Here is a 15,187-nt window from a genome sequence, read left to right on the forward strand (position 1 = left end):
CTGCATGGGATATGATGACGAGGTGGACCGCTCCAGAAACAGGAAGAGCCGGGCCAGACAGCCTGTCAAACGGACGGGGGACAGGGAAATTGAACAGAGAAAATACAGAGAGCCTGGGTATTCACAGCCTGGGCTTAACCTGATCACGGATACATTTACGGACGGAGGCGGCCGCAGGCCAAACTATGACAGGCCGGATTACGAGAGGCCGAGCCATGAAAAGCCAAACCGCGGCAAGCCGAGGCAGGAGCAGGAAAGCCGGAAGAAGAGCCGCGGACGGAAAGAGGCGAAGCAGGAAAAGGATAAGGGCAGAGGACGCGGTGAGCCGGAAAGAGGCGGAGGGATTTATAATACTCCCGCCAGGAAAAAAGCGAAGAAACGGAAAAGAAAGATTGTTATTATTCTCTTTGAAGTGCTGATTCTCCTGAGTGTCATTGCCTTCGCCGCATATTCCTATGTGGACAAGCGCCTGAGCGGCATGTCGAGACTCCAGTGGAATCCGGATGAGATTAAAAATATTGAAATCTCACAGGAAAAACAGGAGCAGATGAAGGGGTACTGGACGATTGCCGTCTTCGGCGTTGACAGCCGTAATTCATCGGTGGGAAAGGGAAACAACTCGGATGTAAACATGGTATGTAATATTAACATGGATACGGGAGAGATTAAGCTGGTTTCTATTTTCCGCGATACGTACCTCAATGTCAGTGATAAAAATTCATACAATAAAATCAATGCGGCGTACCTGCAGGGCGGTCCCGAGCAGGCTGTAAAAGCGCTGAACAAGAACCTGGATCTGGATATAGACGATTACGCCACCTTTAACTGGAAGGCAGTGGCGGATGCCATCAATATCCTGGGCGGTATCGATGTGGAGATAAGTAAGGCGGAGCTTTACTATATTAATGCCTTCATCACCGAGACGGTCAAGGCGACGGGAGTTTATTCCGTCCATCTGAAAAAGACGGGAATGAATCATCTGGACGGTGTCCAGGCAGTGGCTTACGGAAGGCTCCGCCTCATGGATACGGACTATGCCAGAACGGAACGGCAGAGGAAGGTCATTACCCTTGCATTTGAGAAGTTTAAGAAAGCCGACTGGTCGACGATCAACAATGTGATACAGACCATATATCCGCAGGTTTCGACCAGTATCCAGCTCAGCGATCTGCTTTCGGTAGCGAGAACACTGCCCAAGTTCCATATGGGCGATACCACCGGCTTCCCAAGCTCCAGAGGGGAAGCTAAGATGGGGAAGAAGGGAGACTGCGTCATCCCTCAGACTCTGGAGAAAAATGTAATCGAACTCCATAAGTTCCTGTTTGGTGATGAGAATTATGTACCGACGGATACGGTAAAGAGTATCAGCAGAAAGATTATTTCCGATACTGGCCTTGCAAAGGAAGCCAAGCCTGCCGGTGACGTGGGAACGGGCGGCGGACAGGTTCCGAAGTCGACGGCGGCAGATGAGACGAAAGAGACCAAGGAGCATGGAATTGATATTACAAATGAATCTGGCGAGAATGAGCACAGCACCCACGGAACAGATGAATCGTCATCCTCGGGATATTACCCGGGCAGGCCTACGGAGGCTGAAACAGATTCCCAGGGTAATATGATATTCCCGTCGAGGGAGAATGAGAGCAATCCGTCAAAACCCTCGGAGAGACCCGGTGAGACAGAGACCGGAAGCGTTATAAGGCCGGGGACAACGGAAGAAAGCACGTATCCGGGTACGGAGGGCACCGGCGGTTACTACCCGGGAGGCGGCAGCAACGGAAATAGTAATGCACCGGGAAGCGAAACCTCACCGAGCTACAATAATGCGCCGGGAGGCGGATCCTCCAACTCCCAGAATCAGAATCAGACGCCGGGGAGCAATACGGACACGGGTGTGATTCTGCCTCCGGGAACGGGTACGGGAAGTGGAAACGGCGGCAATTATAACACGCCGGGGTCCAACAATTCCGGGAACAACGTGGAGTATTCGGGCCCGCCGGGATATTAGAGTTTCAAATTATAACAGAATAGGATTATTATAGAACCGTATTATATAGTAAAGAACGACAGCGCCCCTGCGGGACAGGTTTTCAGGAAACCGGACCGCAGGGGCGCTGCTTTGTCAGTGAACTGTGTGACGGGCACATTGGATATTCCCGTATTTTGTTTTTTATTTTTCGTCACATACCTGGAAAATATAAAACTTCAGATAGTAGGAAGATTCATCGCCGGACCAGAGAATCGGATGGTCCGCAGCTTGTGTCCGATATTCCACCTGGCGGAGGCGTTTGTGCACGCTTGCGGCGGCCTCGCGGATGGTTTTTGCAAAAAGCTCCGGATTCATGAAGTGGGAACAGGAGCAGGTGGCGAGGAACCCTCCGTCTTTTACCAGCTTAAGTCCTCTCATATTGATTTCCCGGTATCCCTTGACCGCATTCTTGATAGAGTTTCTGGATTTCGTGAAAGCGGGAGGATCTAGGATAACGACGTCAAACTTTTCCCCCTTCTGTTCCAGCTCAGGTAAAAGTTCAAACACATCGGCGCAGAGGAAGGAGGCGGTTTCGGATACGCCGTTTAATTCGGCATTTTCCCTCGCCTGTGCGATTCCCAGCTCCGAGGCATCCACACCGAGGACTTCTTTGGCCCCCGAGACTGCCGCATTCAGGGCAAAGGAGCCGGTGTGGGTGAAACAGTCCAGGACACGTTTTCCTTTGCAGAGTTTCTGAATGGCCAGACGGTTATATTTCTGATCCAGGAAAAACCCGGTTTTCTGTCCGTCTTTCACATCGACATAATAGCGTACCCCATTTTCTTCAATCTCCACTCGGGTGTCGAACGGTTCTCCGATAAATCCCTTATACCGTTCCATACCCTCCTGAAGCCGTACCTTGGCGTCGCTGCGCTCATAGATACCCCGGATGCTGATTCCGTCTTCCTGAAGTGCTTTTTTCAGGCAGTCCAGGATGACGGGTTTTAAGCGGTCGACGCCGAGCGCCAGTGATTCCACAACGAGGACATCGGAAAATTTATCAACCACGATGCCTGGCAGGAAATCGGCCTCACCGAAAATGATGCGGCAGCTGGAGGTGTCCACCGTGGCCTTCCTGTATTCCCAGGCATTCCTAACACGCATCTCAATAAAAGCATTGTCGATTACCGTATCTTTTCTGCGTGACATCATGCGGACGGTCAGCTTGGAACGGGTGTTGATAAACCCAGTCCCCAGGATATAGCCGTCAAAGTCCAGCACTCTTACCATGTCCCCGTTTTCAAATTCTCCTTCAATCCGTTCTATTTCATTATCATAAATCCACATTCCCCCTGCCTTCAGGGAACGGGCTTCACCTTTTTTTATATGGACTACTGCCTGTTCATTCATGTCGTTATCCCTCTTTCTTTTATTGTTTTGTTACAAGTATACAGGAGTGGGAAAAGGGTGGCAAGCAGAATAGGGATTTAATTGAGATGCGAGGACGCCTCTGTAAGATGGCGGACGGGGTGGTGGGAGGGTGTGTATGAGTCTTCAGTCCCGGTTGGTAGGGTGTGGTGAGGGGGAATCCGGAGAAAAAAATTCCTGCGGGGACTCGCTCCCGCTTGTGAAGCGCACAGCGGATGCTAAGCTCGAAAGGACCTGCCACCGCACGCTTTTGCACTAAGCTCGAAGAGACCTCGCTAAGTGCTCAATGTGTCGCTAAGCACCGGCGGGCTTCAAGGTCTCCCTTCGGAAAGTTTTTCTCTTCCTTCCCCGGGGAGGGTGTTGGCGGGACTGAAGACTCAGGGAAGGTGTTGCCCCGTCCGCCGGCTTCAGGGGCTGATTGTCTCTTTCGTCAAGTGGGGTGGTGGTATTGTCGCGGCCACCATATAGTCGTAACTAGTTTACATTCTGACGACACCTTGGTTTGAGCTGCATAAAAAAGTATCAGCATAAACACTCTAAGATTATAAGATTGTAAGTTTCCATAGTTTCATCGTGAACAGGATGTAGTTTTAAGGCATCCAGAGAAACGTAGTGGCAGCGACAAGCGCCTCCCCCATTGAAGAAATAGGACAGATCAGCCGCCGCAGGCCGGGGGCCGGGCCGCTATCCTGGGCTGAGTCTTTCGTCCCGGACATAACCTTCTTGTGGGGAAGAAGGGAGAAAAAGATTCCGGAGGGAACCTGGGAGTTCATCGGCACTTACCGAGGTATTTTCGAGGTTAGTGACCGTTATGTACTCCAACGAGCGAAAGCGTTTCCCGCAGGAACTTTTTCTGCCCGGATTCCCCGCCCACGATAACCTTCCACCGGGACGAAAGACTCATCGATCCCCCTCACCACCCCGGTCCCCGGCCTGACGGCGGCGTCCTCATTTTTCAACTAAATAATAAAAATTTTATAAAACATAATTTGATGATATTTTCTTCACAGTTCTATCACAAATAGCTGATAGACTAAGCCTTGTAAAAAGATAAATACAGAAAAAATGATAGAAAAATAGAAAACAGAGAGGAGACATGATTATGTATAATGAAAATGAACATGACAATCGCCAGGGCAGCGGCCTGGGTCCGGATCACAATCCTGATAATGATTTAAATTATACGGAAGGGGCTTATGCAGACAGCAATTCTTCCAGGAGGCCAGAGAACAGTTATGGAGGTTACCATGATTCCAGATATACGGGAAATCCGGGAGGCTCTGATGGAAGATACACCGGTAATGCGGGAGATCCTGATGGAAGATACAGGGGAAATACTGAAGGTTCGGAGCGAAGAGACGGCGCCGGTCAGGACAGAAAACCGGACAGAAGTTATATTCCTCAGGAACCGAACCGCGGCCACAGAAGAAGCGGTCATGTGGCAAAGCGGTTCGCAGGGATTGCGGCCGCGGGAATCCTTTTCGGCTGTGTGGCCGGAGGGACGATGGCGGGTGTGAACATCCTGACCGAGCGCATGACGCAGGAGACGGTGCAGAGCAGTGAGGCGGCTGCGCTTTCGACGCAGGCTGCGGCGGAACAGCCGACAACAGCGGCGGCAGTGCCTGTTTCCACGGGTAATGATGTGTCGGCAATTGTTGACAAGGCAATGCCGTCCGTCGTAGCTATTAATAATAAGATGATCTACACACAGGAAGACTGGTTTTTCGGAAAACAGTCCTACGAGGTGCCGAGCAGCGGTTCCGGTATTATTGCAGGCCAGAATGATTCGGAACTTCTGATTGTGACGAACAATCATGTGGTAGAAGGTTCGGAGGAGCTTTCTGTCACATTTATCGACAATACAACGGTGAAAGCAGCGGTCAAGGGTACGGACTCTGATTCGGATCTGGCTGTAATCGCGGTCAGCCTTTCCGATATCCCGGAGGAGACGAGAGGGAAAATCCAGCCGGCCACACTGGGCGATTCCGATACACTGAAACTGGGCCAGGGAGTAGTTGCCATAGGTAATGCACTCGGCCAGGGCCAGTCCGTGACGGTAGGTTATGTAAGCGCACTGAATAAAGAAGTGACCATCGGCGGAGTGGACAGGACGCTCCTTCAGGTGGACGCGGCTATCAACCCCGGCAACAGCGGCGGAGCGCTCCTTAACATGCAGGGCGAGGTGATTGGAATCAACGCCGCCAAATATGCGGATACGGATGTTGAGGGTATCGGATATGCCATCCCGATTTCTTTTGCCAAGGACATCATTGACGATCTGATGACAAAGACGACGAAGATCACCGTGGATGAGGATCAGCAGGGATATCTGGGAATCCAGCTTCAGAATATTGACAGCAGAATGGCACAGGCTTATGGAATGCCGGAAGGAATCTATGTGTATAAGATTGTGGAGGGCGGAGCTGCGGCAAATTCCGACCTGCGTGAGCGTGATATCATCACAAAATTTGACGGTGAGACAGTTAAGACAGGAGATGAGCTTCAGAAGATGCTGACCTACTACAAGGGCGGTTCCAATGTAACTCTTACGGTACAGAGCCTGGAAAACGGAGCCTATGTTGAACGGCAGGTACAGATTACATTAGGGTTCAAAAAAGACAGCCAGAAACAGGAAGTACAGCAGAACTAAATGAAACAGAACACTCTTTGCAGGTAAACAGTGTACTGTGAAGCATAACAACTAAATATACACCGGAAAAAAGCATACACCGGAAGGAAACGTACTCCGGAAGAAAACATATACCGGAAGAACAGCGGGGCCGCTGTGCACGGAACGGGCAGAATGTGAATAGAACATTTTACCTTCAGGGCACAGCGGCTCTCTGCGTGCGTAACAGCTTTTTAGCTCGTTCCAGTGCCCCTCCCCTCCTGCTGTCCGCCGGAGGGGAGGGGGCACGGCCGGGGTTACTGTTCACTCGGGATGTATTCCGCGAGGTGTTTTCACGTGTTTTTCGTGAAAATCCCGAGTTCTGCGGCGCGAAATGGCGTTCTTTGCCATTTCTGTGCATCGCGAAGCGTGTTATTGTTCACAGCGCAATGCGGTGTGAACAGTAACCGGCCGGGCGGCGTCTGCCTTCTGCAACAAAACTTTCCAATGACTTTTCAAGGTAAATATTGTATACTGGGAAGCAGGGCGGATACTTTAACTGCGGTAGCTGCCGAAGGATGGAGGAACGTATCATGATGGAAGAAAACAGAGCGAAAAATCTGGCTGCGCTTACTGCGCCGCTGCCGGAGGATATAGAGAAACTGAAATGGCACGGAGATTTTAACAGAGCGCTCCGCCTGATTGAAATACGTCTTGAAAAGGATTTGCCAAAGATGTTGAAGGAAAGGCTCAGGCTGGAACGCGAAATCATAAGCCGGCTTCCCCTGCAGTACCCATATACCACGGAGCAGGCCATGGAGCTTGCGGCGGAAAAAGTCGGGAAATTTACTGCGGAGGAATTGGAAGACCTAATTGACGATAATGCGGTTGACTGGATGTTTATCGAGGGAGAGAGAAGGATTAAAGATGATTTCTTCGACAATCTCATAAAGACAAGAGCAGATATCAGGGAGCGCGTCTGTGACAGGTCTCTGTTGGAGGATGGAATACAGGAAGGGATTCTCAGAGATAAAACGGTTAAAAAGATGAAAGAATCGGGAGGCCTTGCCTGCTATTTTCATATCAGGACCACGATGAAGCTCAGAGAAGATGCTGTGGAGCAGGGGAAAAAGATAAGAGTTTACCTGCCGATACCGCTTGAATATTCCCAGGTGAGAAATTTCAGGCTTCTTTACACATCGATGGAACCGCTCTGCATCGCGCCGCCGCTCTGGCCTCAGAGGACGGTCTGCTTTGAGGCGGAGGCAGGGAAGGAACACTGTTTTTCCATCGAATATGAATTCGAGAACCATACGCCTTATACTGCACTGGAACCATACGCAGGAGGTATGAAGGCGGACGGGGAGAAGATTCTTCCCGACGGAAGCAGGCTGAAAGACTGGCTGGGAGAACAGCTTCCGCAGATCCGGTTCACGCCGTTTCTTAAGAGCCTGGCCGGGGAGGTCACAGGGGAAGAAACAGATCCGCTGCGCAAAGCGAAACTTATCTATGATTATATTACTTCTCATGTGAATTATTCCTTTGTCCGATCTTATTTTACAATAACCGACATTCCGGGATATGCGGCTTCGGGGCAAAAAGGTGACTGTGGAATACAGGCCCTCCTGTTCATTACCCTTTGCAGGATTGCAGGTATTCCGGCCAGATGGCAGGCTGGTCTTTACGCCAGTCCGCGGGATATCGGCTGCCACGACTGGGCACAGTTTTATATTGAACCCTACGGCTGGCTTTATGCGGACTGCTCGTTTGGCGGAGGCGCATACCGCGACGGTAAGGAAGAGAGAAGGGAATTCTATTTTGGGAATCTGGATCCATTCAGGATTCCTATGAATTCAGAGTTTGGATGGCAGTTTATGCCCCCGATGAGGTGGCATGGAAGCGACCCATACGACAATCAGATGGGGGAAGCGGAGTATGAGGACAGGGCGCTGGTTTACGGAGAATTTGAGACGATCCAGGAAATAGTGGAAATCAGGGAACTGTAAAGATAAAGAAACGAATTGTGCATTTACAGACAGGAGGAAACAGACGTTGGAAGACAGAGAAAAAGATAAATTGGAAGAGAGCGTGTCCACGGAACATGATAATGATTCGGTGCAGAATGTGGATAGCAGCGTTAACCGGGAGACGGTTCCGGGAAAAGAGAACCATTCCGACAGCGACGACGATTATGAGAAAATCTGCTACGTGTGCCGCCGGCCGGAGAGCAAGGCGGGAACCATGATCACAATGCCGGGCGGAATGAATTTCTGCCACGACTGCATGCAGAAGGCATTTGATTCCGTAACACAGAGCGGATTTGATTTCAGCAAGCTGCAGAATATGCCGTATATGAACATGAACCTCAACGATCTTCCCAACATGGACGGCCTTAATATGGAGATTCCCAAAAAGAATAAGGTGAAGAAGAAAAAAGAGGAAGAAAAGCAGAAAGCGGAATTCAGCATCCGTGATATTCCGGCTCCCCATGTGATTAAATCACGCCTTGATGAGTACGTGATAGGCCAGGAGAAGGCAAAAAAAGTGATCTCCGTGGCTGTCTATAACCATTACAAGCGCGTTCTTCTGCAGAACGGCACACCGAAAGAGGACGGGGAAGAAAAGGATGTCCTGATTGAGAAGTCTAATATCCTGATGCTTGGACCTACCGGAAGCGGCAAGACTTATCTGGTAAAGACGCTGGCCCGCCTTCTGGATGTGCCGTTGGCTATTGCCGACGCCACGTCACTTACGGAGGCCGGCTATATCGGCGATGATATTGAAAGTGTGGTTTCCAAGCTTCTCTCGGCGGCGGATAACGATGTGGAGAAAGCGGAACACGGTATTATCTTTATCGATGAGATCGACAAGATTGCAAAAAAGAAGAATATTACCAACCGTGACGTCAGCGGCGAATCGGTGCAGCAGGAGCTTCTGAAACTTCTGGAGGGAAGCCAGGTGGAGGTGCCGGTGGGCTCAAACCAGAAGAATGCCCTGACTCCGATGACGACGGTTGATACGAATAATATCCTGTTTATCTGCGGCGGGGCATTCCCGGATTTGGAAGGGATTATCAAGGAACGTCTGACAAAATCCACGACGATGGGATTTATGGGAGAGCTTCGCGACAAATATGAGTCGGACCCGAACATACTCTCCAAGGTGACGACGGAAGATCTGCGCGCATTCGGCATGATTCCCGAGTTCCTCGGCCGTCTTCCTATCGTGGTGACGCTGCAGGCCCTCACAAAGGAACTGATGGTCCAGGTCCTGAAAGAGCCGAAGAATGCGATCCTTAAGCAGTATATTAAGCTTCTGGAGCTGGATGAGGTGAAGCTTGTATTTGAGGATGAGGCGCTGGAGTGGATTGCAGAGGAAGCGCTTAAGAAGGAAACGGGAGCCCGCGCGCTCAGAGCGATTATCGAGGAGTTTATGCTCGACATCATGTATGAGATACCGAAGGATTCCAATATCGGCTCAGTTGTCATAACGAGAGCCTATCTGGAAAAGAGCGGCGGGCCAATGATTGAAATGAGAGGATAAAGGTTTTGACGCATGACGGTCAGGCCGTAAGGCCAAACTTCAATATGGCTACAGCCTTAACTGCAGGAATGAATTATAGAGATCCAGCATCCCATATCCCCATTCCCTGTTCGGGTAAATGAAATTGGGATTCCGGCGGGCGCCGCGGATCAGCATGGATTTGGCCGAGGTGGTGTTGATTGTGAGATCATTATTGCCCGTGATGGCCCATGAGAGAATATTGGCCGCTGCACCGGCCATATGTGCCGCTGCGACGGAAGTGCCGGTTGCCGTCAGGTTGCCGGGGATATTGACGTTGACTCCCGGAGCTGCCAGATCGGGTTTGATTGCGCCGTTACGGGTATAACCCCTGCTGGAATGAATGTAGATGCTATTGTTGCGGTGGTTATAGGCGGCTGTGGTGATGACGACGGCCGAATTTCCAGGATCTGTGATAATGGTGTTGGGATCGGGGCGCAGGAAAAAGGTATTATCCGAGATAAGGCCTGCGGCCGGAAGCCAGATGTGGTATTCTCCCTGGATAACCAGGGCATTGTGGACCCTGATTTTCCAAATTCCCGGTGTGGGAGTCTGAAAACGCATCAGGATGAGCTGGCTGCCGGTTGCGCTCTCCGCTCCGCTGTAACTTAAGTAGATTACCGTATCTTCCAGTAGAAAAGTGAGCCGGTGTTCTACGGGGGAAGTATTCGGAACCCTTGGAATCTGCTCACCGGTTGGAGAGATAAAGGAAATAGAGTACAGTTCGGATTCTCTGGCCCACAGTTCCATTGTAAATCCTGGTTCATTGGCGCCGACTCTCAGTTCCACTTCCTCAAATTCTTCTTCAGAGGAGATGTGGCCGAGAAAATGATGACCCAGACCGGTCTCATTGCCTCCTGCAACTACGCTGATCTGTCCCACGTTATTGCTGGTGTCGTTCAGATAGCGGGCAAGCGGGGAGGTGCCGCTGTGACTTCCTGTGTTGGTGCCCAGCCCCAGGACCGTAGTAATTGGAAGCTGGTAAGTTCTGGCCATAATCCTCAGGTATTTAATTCCGAGCATAATGTCGTTTTCCTGAAAGGCGATTGCATCCTCGGTGATCATGTAAAAATCCCTGAGATATTTTTTTGCCGGTTTCAGTTTTACGATTGCAAACCTGCATTCGGGCGCTGCTCCGGTAAAATTTTCAGCAGGGACCTGATTACCTCCGGCTATGGCGGCCATGAAGGTGCCGTGTCCGTTGGTGTCTACCGAGGGGACAATTGAAAGTGGATTCTCGCTTCTTAAAGCTTCATTAATCTGTTCTTCTGTGTATGCGGTTCCATATCGGATATCTTCTACGATATCACCCGCCTCAAGTCCGGGACCTTCTATTGACTGATCCCAAATTCCAACAATCCTCGTAGAACCGTCGGGATTTCTGAAAAGCGGATTTTGATAATCAATCCCGGTATCAATAATGCCAATCAATGTTCCGCGCCCCTTAAATGCGAGCTGCGGCTGATCAAAGGTCTTTAAAATACCGGCGCTTTCCATATTGGTGGAGTCCAGCAGGGTATAAAGGCTTGGGATTGCGTCGTATCCTATCCTCTCGGTGGATATCGGTTCCACTTCAGAGAGCGGACGGTAGATAATAACAAACTGGTTATTGACAAAATCAAAACAGAAATCCTCACCTTCCAGGATGGAAAGAGGAGAGAATACATAGAAACGCTGAATAAAATCGGCGATTGATTCGGATGCAGGATTTTCAGTGCACGGCATGTGAAATTTCCTTAAATTGTTTTTATTAATATATGCCGGAGCGGGAAAAATATTATCAGTTGTAAAGCTTTAGAAACTACCGTCTGTTACCTTTACGGGACAGTAAAAAGATGGTACGATAGAGGCAGTGAAAGATAAAACAGAGAGAAAAAGAATAGGAGGGCGAAAATGTATTTTCTGGGTTTAATGGCAGGACTGTTTGGGCTCGATATTTTTTTAAAGGGTAAAACAGAAGCTGGGAGACCGGAAGAATATCCCAGGGATTTAGGGGGAACTTCCGGAAGAATCAGACTGTACAGGAATCACAATGAAGGGTTCTGTTTTGGACTTCTCAAACAGAACAAGGAGCTTGTGAAAAACGTTCCGCTTGCATTCACGTCAGCCGTGACAGGCGTTTTTCTGTGGCTTTTGACGAGGAAGGGCCGCTTTATCGATAAACTTGGCTTTACTTTTGTGACGGCAGGAGCGCTCAGCAATCTTTTCGACAGGATGAAGCGGGGATACGTGGTCGACTATTTCAGTTTTCAGTTTGGGTGGCTTAAAAAGGTGGTATTTAATATAGGCGACCTCTGCATCTTCTTTGGAACCTTTCTTCTGACCGTGTCGGAGTTTTTTCCCGGCACAGAGCATAAGAACATACCGGAAAAAGTGATGGAAAAAGAAAAATAAAAGAACGGGAAGAATAAGAGAACGGGAAGAATTAAAAAAAGTAAGATTGAAAAACTGCAGGGCGCCGGATTTTCCAGGACTCTGCAGTTATATTTATCTGTCTCAGTTTTCGTCAAAGTTCAGCATAACCGCGCCGATGGCGGTTGCAAAAGCGGCGTTCGGCGGGATGATGAAGCGGACGCCATAGAGGTCCTTCATCTTCTCAAACACGTCAAATACCTTTACGGCCGGCGGCAGACAGGCAAGAGAACCCGTCAGGACAATATCGGTCAGTGTATCGTTCGTCAGGGCAAAGATAGCCAGGACACCGACGGTCTGATATACAAGATTAAACAGGGCGGCAGCGACGTCACAGTCGCTGGCGTCATTTTTTACTTTTCCGAAGTTGGCGGCGGTCAGTTCCGGGGGCAGTGAGGCGATGTCACCGCAGAAAATATCGCTCATCATCAGATCCACCTTTGACAGATTGCCTTTTTCCGCCATGGAGGACAGAACAAAGATGTCACTTTCATGGAGAAAATGTGAGGCCAGTCCGGAGAGCGTCCCTCCGCCGACTCCACTGCCGCCGATATGACGGATCTCGTTTTGATCCGCCCTTACAAAGGCAGTGCCGGTGCCGATGCTGACGATCAGGGCCGCGTCCAGACCCGCGAGAGCCAGTCCACCGCGGGCAATGGCGTCCAGTTCCACCGCTTTAACGGTCGGGATCCCATAAATATCTTCATTAACAAAAGAGGCACCCACTCCGGTAAGTACGATTTTAGACACATCTCCCAGTGAGAGTTTCTGTTCGCGCAGAAAACGGCCGAGAGCGCCATACATGGACGTCATCTGATCCGAGGCCTTGACCTGCAGCGTGCCGAGAAGCTTCTTATTCTCTGAAAACCCGGCGATTTTCGTCGTAGAGCCGCCGATATCGATACCAATCGTTGCTTTCATGATTTTTTCCTTCCGTGTTGAGAGTAATCCGTTCAATATCCGAATTATTACCATTATATACAGAGGGCGGTTTTTTAGCAAGCCGGGATTTCGCCTGAATGTAACTGAATGTAACTTGACAGGCTCTATGAAATAATGTAAAATCAGCTATAAAATATGTAAAAATAGGAGTGATCTTTTTGGATTCAAGTGACGCCATACAGTTGCTTATATTAGTTGTTTTACTTGCTCTATCTGCATTTTTCTCATCGTCAGAGACTGCCCTTACCACGGTGAATAAGATTCGGATGAGGAATTTGGCCGACGCCGGTGACGGCAGAGCCGAGTTTGTCATGAAAGTAATCAGTAACCCGGGCAAGATGCTCAGTGCGATTCTGATCGGCAATAATATCGTAAACCTTTATGCTTCGTCCCTGTCCACGCTGCTGGCGACCAGAGTGTGGGGTAATGAGGCAGTGGGATTTGCGACAGGTGTGCTGACTTTACTTATTCTTGTGTTCGGTGAGATTACGCCGAAGACAATTTCCACCCTATCAGCAGAGAATATAGCGCTTCGTTTTGCAAAAATCATATATATTATTATGATCATTTTGACGCCGGTGATTTATGTTGTGAACCACCTCTCCTTTTTTGTGTTGAAAATCTTCCGGGTAGATCCGAATAAGAGAGGTGAGTCCATCACCGAGGACGAGCTGAGGACGATCGTGCAGGTCAGCCATGAGGAGGGCGTAATCGAGTCAGAAGAGAAAAAGATGATCAACAATGTGTTTGATTTCGGTGACGCCGTCGCAAAAGACGTGATGGTGCCGCGTATCGATATGAGTTTTGTGGATGTGAACAGCAGTTACGAAGAACTGATTGACCTGTTCCGTGAGGAAAAGTACACCAGGTTTCCCGTCTATGAAGAGACGACGGACAATGTGCTGGGTATCATCAACATCAAGGATATTTTCCTGGCGGAGAACAGGGAAGACTTTTCGGTGAGGAGTTATCTGCGCCAGCCTCTCTATACCTATGAGTTCAAGAAGGTTTCGGAGCTGATGATTGAGATGAGGAAGGCGATGATTAATATCGTTATCGTCCTGGATGAATACGGTGCAACGGCGGGCCTGATTACGCTTGAAGATATGCTGGAGGAGATCGTCGGGGAGATACGTGATGAATACGACGAGGATGAGGAGAATTCCCTGATCCAAATCAGCCCGAAGGAATACGTGGTGGAAGGTTCCATGAAGCTGGCGGACTTAAATGACCACCTGGAGCTGAGTCTTCAGTCGGAGGATTACGATTCAATCGGCGGCCTGGTGATAGGACTTCTGGATCACCTACCCGAGGAGGGGGAGGACGTTGTGATAGATAATGTCCGCCTGAGAGTGGACAGCGTGGAGAAGAACAGAATCGATAAAATCCATGTATATATTCTGAATCCGGTGGAGGCCGTAACGGCGATGCGGGAGGAAGAAGCAGAGAAAAAGGAAGAGAAACATTAGAAAAGTAATCCCCGTGTGTTTACTGCCCAGGAGGAGGCGGAAAACATGCGGGGATTTTGTTCAGCCCTTTGCCGTCAGCTGATCATCCCGCCGATGGTGCCGCTGCCGGCACACATTGCGAAAATAAGAGCCAGTTCGTTCATATTGCTTCCAATGCTTTTGTTAATGATGAAGGATACGGCCAGAAGCACCAGGAAATAGACGGCGCCGGAGAAGAATCCCCACAGAAACCGTTTCATCCTGGCGGCTTTCCCGGCCAATACGCCGCCGATAAAGCAGGCGACAATGTAAATGACATTGATTCCCAGGTTTACCTGACTTTCACTCAAGTGAAACTGATAGAGGCTGAACGCCAGAATCAGCAGAAAAACGGCGGTGAGTATGTAGGTGGTAAAAATGGTGCGGATGAGAATCCGCAGACTGGACTTTCCCATATTGACTCCTTGTAAATTTTCATCTGCTTCATGTATATTCAGGAGAAGGGCGGGATATGCGGACAGGGTGGGAATTGGTTACTCAGCTTCCTTTACCTGCCTGATTTCTCACGTAATATCAGGCCTTTTAGCTTGCACATGTGAGTAACATGTGATATAATCTGTAAGAATTTATATCGTAATTTTAATGAGGAGGATATAGAATAATGAAACACGTTAAAACATTAAACACAAATACTTTAAAGAACACCATGAAGAAGGGCGGCTGCGGCGAATGCCAGACATCCTGCCAGTCTGCATGTAAGACATCCTGTACGGTAGGAAACCAGAGCTGCGAGAACCAGAATCGCTAATTTCCTCGGAA

Annotated in this window: 11 protein-coding genes; 7 read left to right on the forward strand and 4 right to left on the reverse strand. The window is 49.6% G+C overall.

What is annotated here, in order from left to right:
* Positions 1 to 4: 4 nt before the first annotated feature.
* Entirely contained in the window at positions 5 to 2,008 is a 2,004-nt protein-coding gene (locus tag EJL91_RS17080; protein WP_125143165.1) for an LCP family protein, read from the forward strand.
* A gap of 162 nt (positions 2,009 to 2,170) precedes the next feature.
* Here the strand turns inward: EJL91_RS17080 and EJL91_RS17085 are convergent, their stop codons facing one another.
* On the reverse strand, positions 2,171 to 3,379 hold the full coding sequence (locus EJL91_RS17085; protein WP_125143166.1) for a class I SAM-dependent rRNA methyltransferase: 1,209 nt from the start codon (positions 3,377 to 3,379) through the stop codon (positions 2,171 to 2,173).
* Between the two features lie 1,120 nt (positions 3,380 to 4,499).
* Between EJL91_RS17085 and EJL91_RS17090 the strand changes: the two genes are divergently transcribed.
* From EJL91_RS17090 to clpX, 3 genes are all read left to right on the forward strand, one after another.
* The gene (locus tag EJL91_RS17090) at positions 4,500 to 6,047 is read left to right on the forward strand and encodes a S1C family serine protease (RefSeq protein ID WP_125143167.1); all 1,548 of its coding nucleotides are present in this window, start codon (positions 4,500 to 4,502) and stop codon (positions 6,045 to 6,047) included.
* A 551-nt stretch (positions 6,048 to 6,598) separates the two neighbouring features.
* Positions 6,599 to 8,011 carry a transglutaminase-like domain-containing protein gene (locus EJL91_RS17095; RefSeq protein ID WP_243125425.1) on the forward strand — a complete coding sequence of 471 codons (1,413 nt, stop codon included), beginning with the start codon at positions 6,599 to 6,601 and terminating at the stop codon, positions 8,009 to 8,011.
* A gap of 46 nt (positions 8,012 to 8,057) precedes the next feature.
* Positions 8,058 to 9,548: an ATP-dependent Clp protease ATP-binding subunit ClpX gene (gene clpX / locus EJL91_RS17100; protein ID WP_423243451.1), complete on the forward strand. Its 1,491-nt coding sequence runs from the start codon at positions 8,058 to 8,060 to the stop codon at positions 9,546 to 9,548.
* Between the two features lie 48 nt (positions 9,549 to 9,596).
* On the opposite strand, the gene EJL91_RS17105 is transcribed toward clpX, so the two are convergent.
* On the reverse strand, positions 9,597 to 11,291 hold the full coding sequence (locus EJL91_RS17105; RefSeq protein WP_125143168.1) for a S8 family peptidase: 1,695 nt from the start codon (positions 11,289 to 11,291) through the stop codon (positions 9,597 to 9,599).
* Between the two features lie 168 nt (positions 11,292 to 11,459).
* Here EJL91_RS17105 and lspA point away from each other — a divergent pair, with 168 nt between their 5' ends.
* Positions 11,460 to 11,960 carry a signal peptidase II gene (gene lspA / locus EJL91_RS17110; RefSeq protein ID WP_125143169.1) on the forward strand — a complete coding sequence of 167 codons (501 nt, stop codon included), beginning with the start codon at positions 11,460 to 11,462 and terminating at the stop codon, positions 11,958 to 11,960.
* Between the two features lie 102 nt (positions 11,961 to 12,062).
* On the opposite strand, the gene EJL91_RS17115 is transcribed toward lspA, so the two are convergent.
* Positions 12,063 to 12,899 carry a BadF/BadG/BcrA/BcrD ATPase family protein gene (locus tag EJL91_RS17115; protein WP_125143170.1) on the reverse strand — a complete coding sequence of 279 codons (837 nt, stop codon included), beginning with the start codon at positions 12,897 to 12,899 and terminating at the stop codon, positions 12,063 to 12,065.
* 170 nt (positions 12,900 to 13,069) lie between these two features.
* On the opposite strand from EJL91_RS17115, the gene EJL91_RS17120 reads away from it, so the two are divergent.
* Positions 13,070 to 14,389 carry an HlyC/CorC family transporter gene (locus tag EJL91_RS17120; RefSeq protein WP_423243452.1) on the forward strand — a complete coding sequence of 440 codons (1,320 nt, stop codon included), beginning with the start codon at positions 13,070 to 13,072 and terminating at the stop codon, positions 14,387 to 14,389.
* A 74-nt stretch (positions 14,390 to 14,463) separates the two neighbouring features.
* Here the strand turns inward: EJL91_RS17120 and EJL91_RS17125 are convergent, their stop codons facing one another.
* On the reverse strand, positions 14,464 to 14,823 hold the full coding sequence (locus tag EJL91_RS17125; protein ID WP_125143172.1) for a TIGR04086 family membrane protein: 360 nt from the start codon (positions 14,821 to 14,823) through the stop codon (positions 14,464 to 14,466).
* A 206-nt stretch (positions 14,824 to 15,029) separates the two neighbouring features.
* Here EJL91_RS17125 and scfA point away from each other — a divergent pair, with 206 nt between their 5' ends.
* Positions 15,030 to 15,176 (forward strand): six-cysteine ranthipeptide SCIFF, encoded by a 147-nt coding sequence (gene scfA, locus EJL91_RS17130; protein WP_125143173.1) that lies wholly within the window; start codon positions 15,030 to 15,032, stop codon positions 15,174 to 15,176.
* Positions 15,177 to 15,187 lie beyond the last annotated feature (11 nt).

Origin of the sequence: Clostridium transplantifaecale (assembly GCF_900626075.1) — a bacterium.
GTDB lineage: Bacteria > Bacillota > Clostridia > Lachnospirales > Lachnospiraceae > Otoolea > Otoolea transplantifaecalis.